This is a genomic window from candidate division WOR-3 bacterium, from assembly GCA_039803925.1.
In the GTDB taxonomy this organism is placed as follows: Bacteria; Hydrothermota; Hydrothermia; order Hydrothermales; family JAJRUZ01; genus JBCNVI01.
In genome coordinates, this window is record JBDRZL010000002.1 from 57,682 (window position 1) to 73,748 (window position 16,067).

General features: G+C 28.9%; 13 protein-coding genes. 6 read left to right on the forward strand and 7 right to left on the reverse strand.

Going from position 1 to position 16,067, the window contains the following annotated elements; genetic code table 11:
- Positions 1 to 3 precede the first annotated feature (3 nt).
- From scpB to ABIN17_01455, 6 genes are read right to left on the reverse strand one after another with little or no spacing between them, the layout of a single operon-like run.
- Positions 4 to 504 (reverse strand): SMC-Scp complex subunit ScpB, encoded by a 501-nt coding sequence (gene scpB, locus ABIN17_01430; GenBank protein MEO0283723.1) that lies wholly within the window; start codon positions 502 to 504, stop codon positions 4 to 6.
- Positions 483 to 1,970, reverse strand: coding sequence for a murein biosynthesis integral membrane protein MurJ (gene murJ, locus ABIN17_01435; GenBank protein MEO0283724.1), 1,488 nt, complete (start codon positions 1,968 to 1,970; stop codon positions 483 to 485). The genes scpB and murJ overlap by 22 nt, the downstream gene beginning before the upstream one ends.
- Complete coding sequence (locus tag ABIN17_01440) at positions 1,934 to 3,196, reverse strand: GWxTD domain-containing protein (GenBank protein ID MEO0283725.1); 1,263 nt, start codon at positions 3,194 to 3,196, stop codon at positions 1,934 to 1,936. The genes murJ and ABIN17_01440 overlap by 37 nt, the downstream gene beginning before the upstream one ends.
- Position 3,197: 1 nt before the next feature.
- Positions 3,198 to 4,358, reverse strand: coding sequence for a GWxTD domain-containing protein (locus tag ABIN17_01445; protein MEO0283726.1), 1,161 nt, complete (start codon positions 4,356 to 4,358; stop codon positions 3,198 to 3,200).
- Positions 4,355 to 4,711, reverse strand: a complete 357-nt coding sequence (locus tag ABIN17_01450) for a DUF5362 family protein (protein ID MEO0283727.1) — start codon at positions 4,709 to 4,711, stop codon at positions 4,355 to 4,357. The genes ABIN17_01445 and ABIN17_01450 overlap by 4 nt, the downstream gene beginning before the upstream one ends.
- A gap of 53 nt (positions 4,712 to 4,764) precedes the next feature.
- The gene (locus ABIN17_01455; protein ID MEO0283728.1) at positions 4,765 to 5,481 is read right to left on the reverse strand and encodes a cytochrome c biogenesis protein CcdA; all 717 of its coding nucleotides are present in this window, start codon (positions 5,479 to 5,481) and stop codon (positions 4,765 to 4,767) included.
- 48 nt (positions 5,482 to 5,529) lie between these two features.
- Between ABIN17_01455 and ABIN17_01460 the strand changes: the two genes are divergently transcribed.
- From ABIN17_01460 to ABIN17_01470, 3 genes are read left to right on the forward strand one after another with little or no spacing between them, the layout of a single operon-like run.
- Complete coding sequence (locus ABIN17_01460; GenBank protein ID MEO0283729.1) at positions 5,530 to 8,121, forward strand: valine--tRNA ligase; 2,592 nt, start codon at positions 5,530 to 5,532, stop codon at positions 8,119 to 8,121.
- A 10-nt stretch (positions 8,122 to 8,131) separates the two neighbouring features.
- Positions 8,132 to 9,109 carry a bifunctional phosphoglucose/phosphomannose isomerase gene (locus ABIN17_01465; GenBank protein ID MEO0283730.1) on the forward strand — a complete coding sequence of 326 codons (978 nt, stop codon included), beginning with the start codon at positions 8,132 to 8,134 and terminating at the stop codon, positions 9,107 to 9,109.
- A complete protein-coding gene (locus ABIN17_01470) occupies positions 9,106 to 10,083 on the forward strand; it encodes a sugar phosphate nucleotidyltransferase (GenBank protein ID MEO0283731.1) in 978 nt (325 codons plus the stop codon). The genes ABIN17_01465 and ABIN17_01470 overlap by 4 nt, the downstream gene beginning before the upstream one ends.
- On the opposite strand, the gene miaB is transcribed toward ABIN17_01470, so the two are convergent.
- Complete coding sequence (gene miaB / locus ABIN17_01475; GenBank protein ID MEO0283732.1) at positions 10,080 to 11,390, reverse strand: tRNA (N6-isopentenyl adenosine(37)-C2)-methylthiotransferase MiaB; 1,311 nt, start codon at positions 11,388 to 11,390, stop codon at positions 10,080 to 10,082. The genes ABIN17_01470 and miaB overlap by 4 nt on opposite strands.
- Before the next feature lie 56 nt (positions 11,391 to 11,446).
- Here miaB and ABIN17_01480 point away from each other — a divergent pair, with 56 nt between their 5' ends.
- From ABIN17_01480 to lon, 3 genes are read left to right on the forward strand one after another with little or no spacing between them, the layout of a single operon-like run.
- Entirely contained in the window at positions 11,447 to 13,273 is a 1,827-nt protein-coding gene (locus ABIN17_01480; protein MEO0283733.1) for a DUF4910 domain-containing protein, read from the forward strand.
- 20 nt (positions 13,274 to 13,293) lie between these two features.
- Positions 13,294 to 13,683: an Hsp20/alpha crystallin family protein gene (locus tag ABIN17_01485; protein ID MEO0283734.1), complete on the forward strand. Its 390-nt coding sequence runs from the start codon at positions 13,294 to 13,296 to the stop codon at positions 13,681 to 13,683.
- Between the two features lies 1 nt (position 13,684).
- Positions 13,685 to 16,057, forward strand: coding sequence for an endopeptidase La (lon, locus tag ABIN17_01490; protein ID MEO0283735.1), 2,373 nt, complete (start codon positions 13,685 to 13,687; stop codon positions 16,055 to 16,057).
- Positions 16,058 to 16,067 lie beyond the last annotated feature (10 nt).

The window sequence follows — 16,067 nt, forward strand, 5'->3', positions numbered from 1 at the left end:
TTACTATTCTACTCTTGGAAGTTCATCAAGGCTTTTTAAACCAAACATTTTCAAAAATTTCTCTGTAGTTCCATAAAGTAAAGGAGCTCCTTTTATTTTTTTTCTTCCCACAACCTTTATAAGTCCTTTTTCAAGCAAACTTCTAAGTGTGAAATCTGCAGATGTTCCTTTTAAAATTTCTATCTCTGCTTTTGTAATAGGCTGTTTATAAGCTATTATTGCGAGAGTTTCAAGCATTGCTTTTGAAATTCTAAAAGAATTCTCCCCTCTTAATTTCTTTACATAATCAGCATAATCTTCTTTCGTATACATTACATAACCACCGGCAACTTCAAATATTCCAAAAGCTCTTTCTTTATATTCTTCCTTTATTTTTTCTATTTCCTCCTTTACCCTTTCCTCCCCAAATCCTGTAATCTTTGAAATCTTTTTTAAGGTAATAGGCTTTGATGAGGCAAAAAGCAATGCCTCAATAATTCTTTTTAAAGACCTTTCATTTTCCATTTTTCTTTAAAAAATAAAAAGAATATTAAAGATAAAAAAGAATCAAGGAAAAATTCAAGAAAATTGTTTTGAAAAAATCTCATAAATATTATAAGGGAAAAAATTAAAGAAAAAGATATGAAAAAAAGATATTCCTTTACATCAATAAATTCAGGTGTATAAAAGCATATTGATATTAAAGCAAAAAAAGAAGAAATTGAAGAGGCAAGTGCAAGTCCTACATAACCCATAAATTTAAAAAGTAAAGGAGCAAAAACTAAAAAGGATGTTAGCATATTAAAATGGGAAATATTTGCCTCAAGAATTTTTTTCTGAGAATAAAAATAATTTAAATGAACATTAAAAAGAGAAGAAGGAAGAATACCAACTGAAAACATTATAAAAGCAAGAGCAGTTTTATAGGTATCAAGATTTGTAAATTTACCCCTTTCAAAAAATAATTTCACAATAAAATCAGAATGAATTATTAAAATCAAAGATAAGGGAAATAAAACAATAAGGGAAAACTGATATATTTTTTTAAGATAATCAAGTTTTCTTTCACTCTCACTCATATAGGGAAGGGAAACTGTTGCAAGACCTATACCCAGTATTGCGATGGGAAAATGTCTCAATCTAAAAGAATATGATAGATAGGAGAGCTCTCCTTCAGGTAAATAGGAAGCAAGGAATGTTGTAAAAATTATGATAATTTCATTTGTTAACATTGCAAATAAAACAGGAATTAAAAGTTTAAAAAAATCTTTGATTTCAGGAATTAAAATATTTTTTGTAAGAAATAATTTTATTTTTCTTATCACAAAAATAAATTGAAAGAAAGCCTGAAAAAAAGACCCTGCAACAACAGCAAGAGAAAGAGAATATAGAAAATATTTTCCCTTTAAATGTAGATAGAAATATGTAAAAATTCCAATAACAAGAAAAGTAAGATTAAAGAAAAAAGGTGCAAAGGAAACAGGGAAAAATTTTTTTTCTGAATTTAAAATAGAGCCAAAATAACCTGCTAAAATGATGAAAAAAACAAAGGGAAACATAAGTTCTAAGGTATTTTTTGCATAAATAAATTTGAATTCAGTATTTTTAAAACCCGGTGCAAAAATTAAAATTAAAACCGGTGAAAGTAAAATCCCAAGAATTGTAAAAAATAAAGAAACCGAAAAAAAAATTGTAAAGGTTGAACCAATAAATCTTTCATATTTTTCAGCATCTTTTTTATTTTCCACAAATAAAGGAACAAGAGAAACCTGCATCATCTGTTCTCCTATAAAAACTCTCAAAAAGTTCATTATTCTGAAAGAAGCATAAAAAACATCTGAAAGATGTGTGGCACCCAGAGAATAAGCAAGGAACATTTCCCTTAAAAAACCAAATGTCCTTGAAAATAAAGTACCTGTTCCAAAAATTAAAAGGTTTTTTAAAGTTTTTGAGCCTACTTTTTGACCTCTACTATATCCTCTGGAATCCATTTTTTCCAGTCTGCCCTTGATGGTTCTTCAGGAATTGAAGAATAAACCAAAAGATAATTACCATCAAGATTTATATCTACAAAGATAAATTGAATTTTTCTTTCACCGGTATAAATCCATGATTCCCAAGCCCTTTCGCTTTCAGGATAATAAGAGTTATTAACATAAGAAGGTTTACCATATTTTATAAGTATTCTACCCCGATCTGTATTTCTACCTCTAAGTTTTAAACCCATAGAAAAATTTTGATCAGCAAAATTTATCCTATCAACAAGTTCTGTAATAAACTCATTTGCTTCTGTTTTAGAATCAGGGTCAAACTTTTTCCAGAATTTTTGGACAAAGAGTTTTTTCCCATTAAAATCTGTTATTCTTTTAAACTCTTCCATTTCTTCATTTGAAGCAAAATAATCTATAAAAAACAGGTAATTTTCATAAAACTTTCTCACATTTTCTTCCTGAACTTTTTTCTGAGAGATATATCTGAATTTTTCTTCCTTAGAAAATAATATATTTCCATTTTTAATAACACTTATCACTAAATTAAAATCACCTGTTCCCAGTTTATATAAGGGTATCCTTGCACTGGTTTCACCCCTTTGAACAAAAGGAGCCTTTTCTTCTTGTTCATAAATTTTTTCTCCTCCTTTAAAGATTTCATATCTTAATATCTCATCACCCTCAAAACCATAAAGTTCATAAAAATAATGTAAGGAGGTATCAGGAAAAACAAATAAAAAAGGTAATCTTATTTCAAATCCAAAATTTTCTCTTTTAAAGAAATAATCCTCCTTATTACCTATTTGAGGGGTTATAAATATGTCAGAAATAAAAGGAAAATTAATTTTTAAATTTTTTCTAAAATTCACCTCTCCAATTTTTGTTTTTGTTGAAAATTTAACCTTTATCTCGTAATTACCTTCTTCAAGGTTTAAAGCAAAAACATCATAAATTTTTGTTTCTTCAGCTACTCTTCCTATTTTAAAAGTCTTTGTCCATCTTTCACTTCCACCTTTTCCGCTTAAAACTTCAAACCAAATAACTTCAATATCAAATTTACCTTCTTCAAAACCCTTCTTTTTTTCAAGGGAAATCTGATTAACATTAAGAGAATAATAAAGTTCAATTGTAAAAAACTTTCCTTTAAAAACTGCGAATGGAAAAAGATAAAATTCAAAATTACCCTGTGATAAAAAGACCTCCGAAATTAAAAGAAAAACAAACATATCAGTACTGAGGGTATAATTCTCTCATATCATTAATAAGCTCGTAATCACCAAAACCTGTTTTATCAACAAAAATGAACCTTAATCTGAGGCTATTGTAATACCAGATCTGATAGGGATAAGAGCTAAATTCAAGGGGATGATCTTCTATAAAATCAGGAGGGCCAAATCTTATATAAATCCTTCCTCTATCAGTTTTATACCCTTTAATTGGACCTGAAAAATTCTTCATTACATATTGAAATCTTTCAAGAAATTTAATTTCCAGTTCATTGTGGAGTGTTACTGGATCAGGATCTCTTTTATCCCAGAAATTTCTCCATGCTTTTTTTCTTTCCTCAGGTTTAACATCCAATAGTTCTTCAATATCACTCCTCTGAAATATTATGTTTAAAGCATCTACAATATCATTCCATTCATAAATTGAAAACAAATCTAAATTTTTTAATAAATACTCATCTTCAAATTCAACCTTTCTTTTTTCTGAATTAAGCTTTACCCTGTATTTCAAAATTTCTTCATTAAATTCTGATAGGTTAAGGGTTTTAAAGATCCTATTTATTCCCCTTTTAAAATCAAAGGAAAAATTTTTAAAAGTCTCATTTTTTTTATAAAAAATAATCTCACCCTTTCCTTCCTCTTTTGAATCAAAATTTATCAAAATATTATAAAGAGAATCCGAAAGTGGTGGTTTCTTGTATGATACACTGTCTCCATTTTTTTTAAAGAAAATTATATCACCAAATTTAACAAAATCCTTATTAATAAAAGTCCTTGAAAAACTCCATCTTTTTTGAGAGTTAAGATCAGTAACTTCAATATTTATTTTATCTACACTTTTTTGAACAGTAATCCATTTTTCAAAAACAATTTTATTTTCTCTTTCTCTTGTTTCCTCATATTTTTCAAAGGAGAACCTTTTAAAAAACCTTACAAAATATTCATTCTTATCTTCTGTTGTGCTATATATATCAATCCTAATTCCTCCTGAAAATTCCTTTTCCTCTTTTTTAAAAACAAGAATGTAAGGAGAAATTTTAATATTTATTAAAATTGAATCACCTTTTTCGTAAATTTTTTTAATAACATAAAAGTTAATTGTATCAGGAGTTATATAGGAGTAGATAAAGGCAGAATAAAATATTTTTAAAAAAAATATCACCAGTTAAATCCTCCCAATTCTGAAAGCATTGAGGCAAAAAATGCAGAAGCTACTATTGCTACAAGGAAAATAATAATACCTAAAATTATTCCCACAATTATTAAAATTCCAATTAACTGGAAAAGAAATCTAATTTTTGAATGATATTGAATTAAATCAGCTTCACTTTTTGATATAGAAGCTTTTTCTGCTGAAGAAGCTGCCTGAAGTGCAGTTATTCCAATCCATATAGGAATCCATGCAATAAGTATCCCTATTATGGTGATTGCCTCTAAAATACCTGCTATTATGTTAACTATACCAAAAAATTTAATCCAGCCTGTCCCCTTTGAAGCACTTTCATATATATCCATTTTATCACCTCCAAATTAAAAGGAATTGAACCATCATAAATATTTTAAAATAATTAAAGGGAAAGTGTAAAGGTAATTTTTGAGAAAATACCCAATAAAAGTAAAATACCCAGGGCAAAAAGAAAAAGACCAGCTATAATTTCAACCTTTCTTAAATGTTTTTTAAATTTTAAAAACATTGCAAAAAAGAGATTGATAAAAAGACCTGAAATTATAAAAGGAATAGCAAGACCAAGGGAATAGAAGGCTAAAAGAAAAGTTCCTTTTAGAGGAGAAGCTGAAGTGGCTGCAAGAGCGAGTATTGCAGAAAGAATCGGACCAATACAGGGAGTCCATCCAAAACCAAATCCAAATCCAACAAGAAAAGACCTTAAAAAGGGTAGACTTGATTGGACTGGATTTAATTTTTTTTCCACATCAAGAAACTTAAATCTCAATATTCCTGTAAGATGTAAAGAAAGAATAATTATAAAAATTCCCGCTACTTTTTCCAGAATAAATTTTTTTTCAATAAAAAAAGATCCAATAAGAGATGAAGCAAATCCAAGGAATAAAAAAATTGTTGAAAAACCAAAAACAAAAAGAAGGGAATGAATTAAAATACCAAAAGAAAAAGAATTACTACTTTTTAATTCCTCAATAGATGCACCTGTTATATAGGATATATAGGCAGGAATTAAAGGCAATATACAAGGTGAAAGAAAAGATAAAAATCCTCCGAAAAAAGCTGTTAATATTGAAGGTGTTTCCACAAGTAATAATAACCTCATAGAATATTAATTTGCAAGGGCTTTTTAAAAGTATTTATAATAAAATCTATGGAAATAGCCAAAAAATACAATCCAAAAGAGGTTGAACCCAAATGGGAGAAATTCTGGACTGAAAAAAATCTATACCAGGCTGGAAAAGATAAAAATAAAAAGCCCTATGTTATAATGATGCCTCCTCCCAATGTCACAGGAATGTTACATATGGGTCATGTACTGAATAATACTTTACAAGATATCTATGCAAGGTATATGAGAATGAAAGGATACGATGTTTTATGGCTCCCTGGTGTTGATCATGCTGGTATTGCAACCCAGAATGTAGTTGAAAAGGAATTGGCAAAAGAAGGAAAAACAAGATTTGAGCTGGGAAGAGAAAAATTTGTAGAAAGAGTATATGAATGGAAGAAAAAGTACGAAGAAATTATTAAATCTCAACTTAGAAGACTTGGCTGTTCCTGTGACTGGACAAGGTACAGATTCACAATGGATAAAATCATGTCAAAAGCTGTTCTTGAAGCCTTTGTTAAACTTTATAAAAAGGGACTAATCTACAGGGGTAAATATATTGTTAATTTCTGTCCAAGATGTGAAACCACTTTATCAGATGAAGAAGTAGAAAGAGAAGAAGTAAATGGAAAACTTTATTACATAAAATATCCACTTGAGGAAAAAGGTAAATTTGTTACTCTCGCAACAACAAGACCTGAAACCATGCTTGGAGATACAGCAGTTGCTGTTCATCCAGAGGATAAAAGATATAAGGACTTTGTGGGAAAATATGCAATCTTACCCTTTATTGGAAGAAAACTAAAAATAATAGAAGATGAATCAGTGGACCCTGAATTTGGAACAGGTGCTGTAAAAGTTACCCCTTCCCATGATCCTGTTGATTTTGAAATAGCAAAGAAACACAACCTTCCCTTTGTAACTATTATGGATACAAAAGGAATAATAAATGAAGAAGGTGGAGAATTTAAAGGTCTTGATAGATTTAAAGCAAGAGAAGAAATAATTAAAAGGCTTCAAAATATGGGGCTTCTTGAAAAAGTTGAGGACTATAAAATTAATCTCGGTAAATGTTATAGATGTGAAACAGTAATTGAACCCTATCTTTCTGAACAATGGTTTTTAAAAATGAAGGAAATGGCGCAGAAAGCTTTTGAAGCAGGTGAAAAAGGAGAAGTTAAATTTTACCCCCCATCATGGAAAAAACTTTATGATATATGGCTTCTAAATGTTAAAGACTGGGTAATATCAAGACAGTTATGGTGGGGTCATAGAATACCTGTTTATTACTGTGAGAACTGCAAAAATGAGATGGTAAGTACAACTCATCCTTTAAAATGTGATAAATGTTCTTCAACAAAAATAAAACAGGATGAGGATGTTCTTGATACCTGGTTTTCTTCATGGCTATTCCCTTTTTCAACTCTTGGATGGCCTGAAAACACTACTGATTTAGAAAGATATTATCCTGGCTCTTTACTTGTAAGTGCCTGGGATATTCTCTACTTCTGGGTAGCAAGGATGATTATGGCTGGTATTGAATTTCTTGGAAAAGTTCCTTTTAAAAGTGTTCTAATTCACGGTCTTTTAAGGGATGAAAAAAGAAGAAAACTCTCAAAATCACTTGGTAATTCGCCTGATCCTGAAGATTTATTTGATAAGTATGGTGTTGATGGAGTAAGGTTTTCTCTAATTTCAATTGCTCCAGAAGGTAGAGATATTATTTTCAGTGAGGAAAAAATGAAAATAGGGAGAAACTTCTGTAATAAAATGTGGAATGCCTTAAGACTTCTCTTAACATACATAGATGAAGGAAAGGTATTAGAATATGAATTGCCAAAAAATCTTGAGTTTGAAGATAAATGGATTTTAATGAAGTTTAACGAAGCTTTAAAAAATGTAAATTATAGTCTTGAAAACTACGATTACCCAGAACTGGCAAAGTCAATATATAACTTTTTCTGGTTAAATTATTGTGATTATTATCTTGAAGCAATAAAAGATAGGTTGAAAGATGAAAAAAGGAAAACTATCGCTTTAAAAGTTGCTTTAATTGTATTTGAAAAATTTTTAAGGATGGCTCATCCTGTAATACCTTTTATAACTGAGGAATTATGGCATAAACTTCCTTTTAAAAGAGAAAAGGAAAGTATATCATTAACAGAGTGGGTTACTGAATTTGATATCAATTTTGAAAGAGAAAAAGAAGAATTTGAGTTTTTGATAAAATTAATAGAGCTTTTAAGGGAAATAAAAGGTATCTATAGGATTCCTTTGAAAGAAAATATAAGGATATTTATTAAAGAAGAAAAAGACAAAAGATTTAAAGATATACTCAATTGTCTTGCAAAGGCTTCAGTTCTTGAAAAAGAACCTGAAAAGAATTATCTCGGTTATGTAATAAATGAAAAGGAAATAATTGTTGAATTTCCTGAAAGGATTAACATTGAGGAGGAAAAAATTAGAATAGAAAAGGAAATAAAAGAACTTGAAAATTTACTCGCTGGTATTGAAAAAAGACTAAAGAATCCCGAATTTTTAGAAAAAGCACCGGAAAAAGTTATCAAAGAAACAGAAGAAAAAAAGAGAATTTTTGAGGAAAAACTTAACAGTTTAAAAAAGTATTTAAAATAAAAGGAGGAAAATGAAAAATTATAAATTTAAAAGTATGGAAGAATTTCTTTACTATTTTCCCCAAGATCTTATTTTTTACAAAAATTTTAAAGAAAAAATTTTATTTAATTTTAAGGAAGTTAATTTTATTGGAATGGGTGGTTCTGGTATTGGAGGTAAAATTATCTCACCCTTTTTAAAAATAAAACATAATGTTATAAATGATTATTATTACGATTTAATAAGTAATGAATCTTTAAACATTCTCATAAGTTATTCAGGTAATACAGAAGAAACAATAAGTTTTTTTGAAGCATTAAAAAACAAAAAAACCATAGGGATTTCAGCAGGTGGTAAACTGGAAGAACTTTTTAGAAAAGAAAAATTGCCCTATTTTAAACTTACAGAAGGTTATCCTCCCAGGTGTGCATTACCCTTAATGTTTTCCCTTTTGAGTTTTATTCTTTCAGAATATATAAATTTTAAATTAGAGGAGTTAGATGATTTAAAAAATTTTTTAGAAGAAAAAAGAGAAAAATTCTCATCAATTGAAGGAGAATGTATGGAAATGGCACAAAAAATTTATAAAAGACCTCTTTTTATTTATACATCATATCCCTATGCAGGTTGTGCTTTTAGAATAAAAACTCAGTTAAATGAAAATTCAAAACAATTTGTTCATATAGATTTTATACCTGAAATGAATCATAACGAGATTGAAGGTTTAAAAGAACCGGAAGAGATAATTGAAAGAGCCTGGGTTATTTTTATAAAGGGGAAGTATATAAATGATAGAAACAAAAAAAGAATTGAGGAAACAATAAAAATTATTGAAGATGAAGTAATGGGTATTACAGTTTTTGAGCCTGAAGGAGAAAAGCTTTTAGAGGAAATTTTTTACACAATTTACTTTTTTGATTATGTTTCACTCCACCTTGCAAAATTGAATAAAGTTAATCCCTTTGAAATAAAAAGAATTGAAAGGTTAAAAAAGGCTCTTTTAGATTGAAGGCTATAATTCCGATCGCTGGAAAGGGAACAAGGACATATCCTCTATCTTTTGCAACACCAAAACCACTTTTAAGAATTAAAGGAAAACCAACTCTTTATTATGTTACAAAAATTTTAAAAAAATTTAATATAGAAAAAGTAGTTTATGTTATATCACCAAATTTAATTGAATCTATTGATGAAATTAAAAAAATAAATAATTTAAAATGCGATTTTGTGATTCAGAAAAAATCCCTTGGTCTTGGTGATGCAATTTTATGTGCCGAAGAAAAAGTTAAAAAGGGAAAATGCTTAATAGTACTTGGTGATTCTATTCTTGATGTAGATATTAAAAATTTTAATAAGAATAAAAATTACATAGGAGTTTTCCATCATCAGGATCCAAGGAGATTTGGTATTGTAGTTCTTGATAATAATAAAATAGCTCAAGTAGAAGAAAAACCGGAGAAACCAAAAACAAATCTTGTAATATGTGGAATATATTATTTAAGAAAAATTGAAATTCTTTTTTCAGCATTAAGAGAAATAGAAAAAAGGAATTTAAAAACAAAAGGAGAATTTCAGTTAACAGATGCTTTTAAAATACTTTTAGAAAAGGGAGAGGAACTTTATACTTTAAAGGTAAAAAAATGGCTTGATACAGGAACTCTTGATGAAATTCTTGAAACCCACAAAAAAATTTTAAATAAAAAGGAAATTCTTGAAAAGAAAAATATTAAAAATACAAAAATTATTCCACCTGTATGGATTGATAAAAATGTAAATATAGAAAATTCAGAAATAGGACCTTTTGTATCAATAGAAACTGAGTGTAAAATAAAAAATTCAAAAATTGAAAACGTATTAGTTTATAAAGGAACAAAAATATTAAATTCAATAATTAAAAAGGGAATTATAGGCGATTATTCCGTGATTGAAAATTTAAAATCAGAAGAAATTTTTATAACAAATAAAAGCAAAATTATCTCTTAAATATCTCCCTTATAATTGCAAAATCTTTCAAACTCAAATAAAGGGGTGTGTCCTTTAATATCTATAACTCTTGCTATAAGAAATTCACCAGGTTTAAAATTACCTTTAATAATACCTTTAATATTTTCTCTTGTTTTAACCTTTGAAAAATTCTCAAACTTTTCAGATTCTCCTTCAGTTAAAACAAGAAATCTCCTTCCTAACATCTCCTTTCTTCTTTCCCCAATTATTCTATTTACTTCATCAATAAGAGTTTTAAGTCTTTCTTCTTTAATATTTTCAGGAACTTTATCCTTAAATCTTCTTGCAGGTGTATTTGGTCTTTCTGAATATTTAAACATAAAAGCCATTTCAAATTTTACACTTCTCACAACAGAAAGGGTATCTTCAAAGTCCTTATCATCCTCACCTGGAAATCCTACTATTATATCAGTTGTTATTGTTGAATCCTTAAATTCTTCCCTTATCATATAACAAAGGTCAAGAAATTCTTCTTTTGTATAATCCCTTTTCATTCTTTTTAAAATTTTTGTTGAACCAGACTGAAGGGGTAAATGGAACCAGTGGGAAATATGTGTACTTTCCTTTATTGATTTAAAAACTTTATAGGAGAAATCCCTTGGATTTGGGGATAAGTATTTAATCCAGAAGTTACCCTTTAAATCTTTATCAAGATTATAAATAAGGTCAGCGAAATCAAAACCTGTCTCTTCATCAAAATAGGAATTTACATTTTGGCCTAAAAGAAATATTTCCTTTGAACCTTTATCAATTAATTCCTGAGATTCTTTCAAAATAGAGCTATAGCTTCTACTAATTTCCCTTCCCCTTGTATATGGAACAATGCAGAAGGAGCAGAAATTATCACATCCTATTGAAATATTCACATAGGAAGTAACAGGGTGGGTTGGTTCAGGTATATCTTTATATTCAGGAATTTCATCAAATCCAACTTCTATAATTTTTTTATTTTCTTCGATTAGGGTTTCAGCTATATCAGAAATCTTGTGAATTTTTCTTGTTCCTAAGATTGCATCAACTCCCAGTTCAAAAATTTTTTCCTTTTCACTTTCTGCCACACATCCTGCAAAAATTACCTTTTTACCTTTTCTTTTAAATTCTCTCGCATAAATTTTTGCTCTCTTTTCAGCCTTTCCCCTTACTGAGCAGGAATTAATCAAAATAATATCTGCATTTTCAGGGATATCTTCTTCGAATCCTTTCTTTAGTAGAATACTTCTCATCGTCTCAGAATCCCTGACATTCATCTGGCAACCGAAAGTAATTATTGAAAATTTTTTTTCCATTATTTTAATTTTAAACTTTGATTTTTAAAAATTCAAAAAAAATCTTATAATTTAAAATGAATTTTAAGGAAATAATAAGTGTTTCACAGAAAAATTTTCCTTCAAGTTTTATAAAATCAATTATAAATGATTTTTCAAGATTTCATAGAATACAGGTCTCAGAAGAATATTCAAAAGCTTTATCAGAACTATCTTATCTTTTGAAAAATGAAGGAATAAATTTTAAAATTCATAAACTTCCCTTTAATAAAAATTCCGAATATTTCTTTCAGAAATTCTTTCCCTACTGGAAAATCAATAAAGGGTATTTAAAAATAATTGAACCCTTTATAGAAATTATTGCAGATTACAGGGAAATACCTCTTTCTGTAATTCCAAGAAGCAAGAAAGTAGGGGGTATTTATGAAATTGTTGATTTTGAAAAATATAAAGGAGAAAAAGATAAAAAGATTTTTTTAACAGAGAACTTCAGAAAAACTTTCTATGAAATACTAGGTAATGATGCTGGAATACTTTATTTCGGGATGCCTGAAATTGAAGGAATAAGAGAAGAAGGTGAACTTGAAGATTATCTGCACTATGTTTCCTTCTGGGAGGAAGGATTTTTCGGGTTTTCAATATCGAAAAGAAAAGGGGAAAAATTAAAAAAAGTTTTAAAAAAACATAAAAAATTAAAGGCTGAGGTAGAAATTTTTTCTGAATTTGGAGAAGGTTTTATTGAAATAGTTGATATATTATTTAAGGGTGAAGAAGATAAAAAGGAAATATGGCTTTTATCCCATTTTTGTCATCCTTCACCTTTTGCAAACGATAATCTTTCAGGTGTGGCGGTTTCTCTTGGAATCGCAAAATACATTAATGAACTTATAAAGAAAAATGAAATAAAACTTAAGAGAAATTTAAGAATACTAATTTTACCCGAAATGACAGGAACAATTGCTTTTTTGAAAGAATTCTTCAATGAAAATATTGAAGTTATATCAGCATTAAACCTTGATATGGTAGGAGAGGACCAGGATAAATGTAAAAGTGTTATGACAGTTGAAAGAGAACCATTTTTTATAAGAAGTTTTGCAGGTTATCTTGCAGGTTTAATAATGGACTATTTACCTGGAGGGGCTAAAAATTTCAGAGGAACATCAGAAATACCCCTTTTTAGAAAAACAATGTCAAATTATTCAGGTGGTTCAGATCATTATATTTTAATTTCACCTGACTTTGGAATCCCTTCATGTATGATAAATTACTGGCCTGATAAATTTTATCACACAACAGCTGATACAAGAGATAAAATTTCAGAAATTTCCTTAAAGAATTCTTTTTCTCTTGCCTATGCATATTTATATTTTCTTCTAAACTTTGAAAAAGAAGATGTTTTATTTTTAAAAGAAAAAATTAAAGAAATTTTTAAAAGAGAAATATTTGAATTGAAAATAAAAGAAGGGGAAAAAGAAGAATTTATAAAGGAATATTTTGGTCTAATAAATGCTTTTAAATCTTTAAATAAACTTGAAAAAAATATTAGTATTGAAGATGATTTAAAGGAAATTGAAGAATTTATGGAAAAAGAAAAAATAAAGAAAGAAAAATCGGAAAGAATAAAAACAAAAGAGAAATTTATCTTAAGAAAAAAAGAAAAGGGTGTACCCCTTTCACTATCTTTTCGCTTAGATTTTAAAGAAAGAAAAATTTTTGATGAGAAAAGAGAAAAAATAAAAAATTTACCTCTTCTTATAGATTTAATTTCCTATCTTGCTGATGGAAAAAGAGATTTTGAAGAAATTTTAAACTTTTTAAATCTTGAAATAGGAAAATTGAAAATTAAAGATATTCATTTTGTAATTGATATACTTGAAAAAATTAAGTTTATGGAAAAAATTTAAAAATAAAGGTATTATTTATTATGAAATTTGAGGAGGGATTTATCTTTCAAATCGTGAGAACAATGAGGGAGGAAGCTCCCTCAAGATTTCTTGCTCCACCTGCAAATGTTTATGAAACTGAAAACGAATGGATTATTGAACTTATTATGCCTGGAATTGAAAAAGATTCTCTTAAAGTAGTTTTAGAAGATGAAATCTTAAAGGTAGAAGCAAAAAAAGAGAAAAGTGAAGAACTAGCAATGTGTCATCACTGTTATGAATGGCCCTATTCTGAGTACAGAAGAATAATTGAATTACCAAAAGAAATAGAATATTCTCAAATATCTACAAGTTATAGAAACGGAATTTTAAAAATAAAAATACCTAAAAGGATAAAAAAAATTATAGAAATTGAAGTAAAGGAGGAATAACATGGAAGAAAAAGAATTTGAATTCCATATTCCTGAGGTTCTTCCGGTTATTCCTGTTAAAGGAGGGGTAATTTTCCCTGGAATAGCAATTCCTTTTACAATAAAAGAAGAAACTTATCAAAGATTAATAGATGAGGCTTTAAAGCAGGATAAAATATTTGGTTCATTCTTACAGAAAGAAGAAAAAAAAGAATTTGAGCCTGAAAATATTTTTAAAATAGGGACAGCAGTTTATATTCATAGGATGTTCAGGGCTCCGGATGGCTCAATGAGGCTTTTTATTCAGGGTATAAAAAGAGTTGAAATTCTTGAATTTTTAAAAAAAGAAATAGGATTCTATGCAAAAGTTAAAATATTACAGGATGAGCTTCCGAAGGATAATAAAATTCTTGAGGCTTTAAAACACAGTATTCTTTCAACATTAAAAGAAATTATTCAGGCAGTTCCCTATATTCCTGAAGAGGCACTTATATTTTTATCAGGTATAGAAGATTATTCAATTTTCACCGATATGGTTGCATCCTCAATAAATATAGAACCTCTTGAAAAACAAAGATTACTTGAAACCCTTAATTTAGAAGAAAGAATGAAAAAAGTTTTATCCTTTTTAACTGCTGAAAAAGAGGTTGCTTCTCTTTCGAAAAAAATAAAAGAGGAGGTAGATGAATCAATTGAGAGAACAAGAAGAGAACATATATTGAGAGAACAGCTAAGAGCTATTCAAAAAGAATTAGGAGAACTTGATGAAACTGAAAAGGAAATTCAGGAATTGAGAAAAAAAATAGAAGAAAAGAAAATGCCTGATGAGGCAAGAGAAGTGGCTTTAAGAGAATTAGATAAACTTTCAAGAATGCATCCTGCCTCACCTGAATATTCTGTATCAAGGAATTATATAGACTGGTTAATTGCTCTCCCTTGGAGTGAAGAAACAGAGGATATTCTGGATTTAGAAAGAGCAAAAAAAATCCTTGATGAGGACCACTATAATTTAGAAAAGGTCAAGGAAAGAATTCTTGAATTTCTTGCTGTGAGAATAATCAAAAAAGGAAAACTGAAGGGACCCATTCTCTGTTTTATTGGACCTCCTGGTGTTGGAAAAACATCTCTTGGTAAAAGTATAGCAAGAGCATTGGGAAGAAAATTTATAAGGATGGCTCTTGGTGGTATAAGAGATGAAGCAGAAATAAGGGGGCACAGGAGAACATATGTTGGTGCATTACCGGGTAGAATTATTCAAGGGATAAGACAGGTTGGGACGAAAAATCCTGTATTTATGTTGGATGAAGTGGATAAAATTGGTCTTGATTTTAGAGGGGATCCTGCATCTGCTCTTTTAGAAGTTCTTGATCCTGAACAGAACTATTCCTTCCGTGATCACTATATAGAAGTGCCATTCGATTTATCACAGGTATTTTTCATTGCTACTGCCAATACTCTTTATACAATTCCGCCTCCCTTGCTTGATAGGATGGAAATTATTGAAATTCCAGGTTATGTGGATAAGGAAAAATTATTTATAGCAACCAGATATTTAATACCAAGACAGAAAAAGGAAAACGGTCTTGATGGGATGAATATTAGTTTTACAAGAAAAGCTTTAGAAAAAATAATAAATGAATACACAAGAGAAGCTGGTGTGAGACAGCTTGAAAGGAAAATTGGTGAAATTATGCGAAAAATTGCAATGGAAATTCTAAGAACAAAAGATGGAAAAACCAATTTTGTTATAACACCAAGTAATGTTGAAAAATATCTTGGTTCTCCTATTTTTTATTCTGAAACAAAAATAAGAAAGGGGACAGTTGGAGTCGCGACAGGGTTAGCTTGGACTCCTACAGGTGGAGAAATCCTTTTTATAGAATCAGCGAAAATGCCAGGAAGAGGGGCTTTAATTTTAACAGGAAAACTCGGAGAAGTAATGAGAGAATCCTGTCAGGCTGCTTTAACACTTATCAGAGCAAATTCAAAAGCCTGTAATATAAATTATTCGGAAATTGAAAAAAGTGATATTCATATTCATGTTCCAGAGGGGGCAATTCCAAAAGATGGACCTTCAGCAGGAGTTGCAATATTTGTATCCTTACTTTCACTTTTTACAGGTAAACCAGTAGATCCAGAAGTTGCGATGACAGGTGAAATAACTTTAAGGGGAAAGGTTATGCCGGTTGGTGGAATAAAAGAAAAAGTTCTTGCTGCAAAAAGAGCAGGAATTAAAAAAGTAATTCTTCCAAGCTGGAATGAAAAAGATGTTAGGGAATTACCCTCTTACATAACAAAGGGGATGGAATTTATTTATGTTGATAATATATACGATGTTATTAAGTATTTATTTCCTGATTTAATAAAAGAAAAAAAAGTTAAAAAAAGGAAATAAAAGGCTTTTA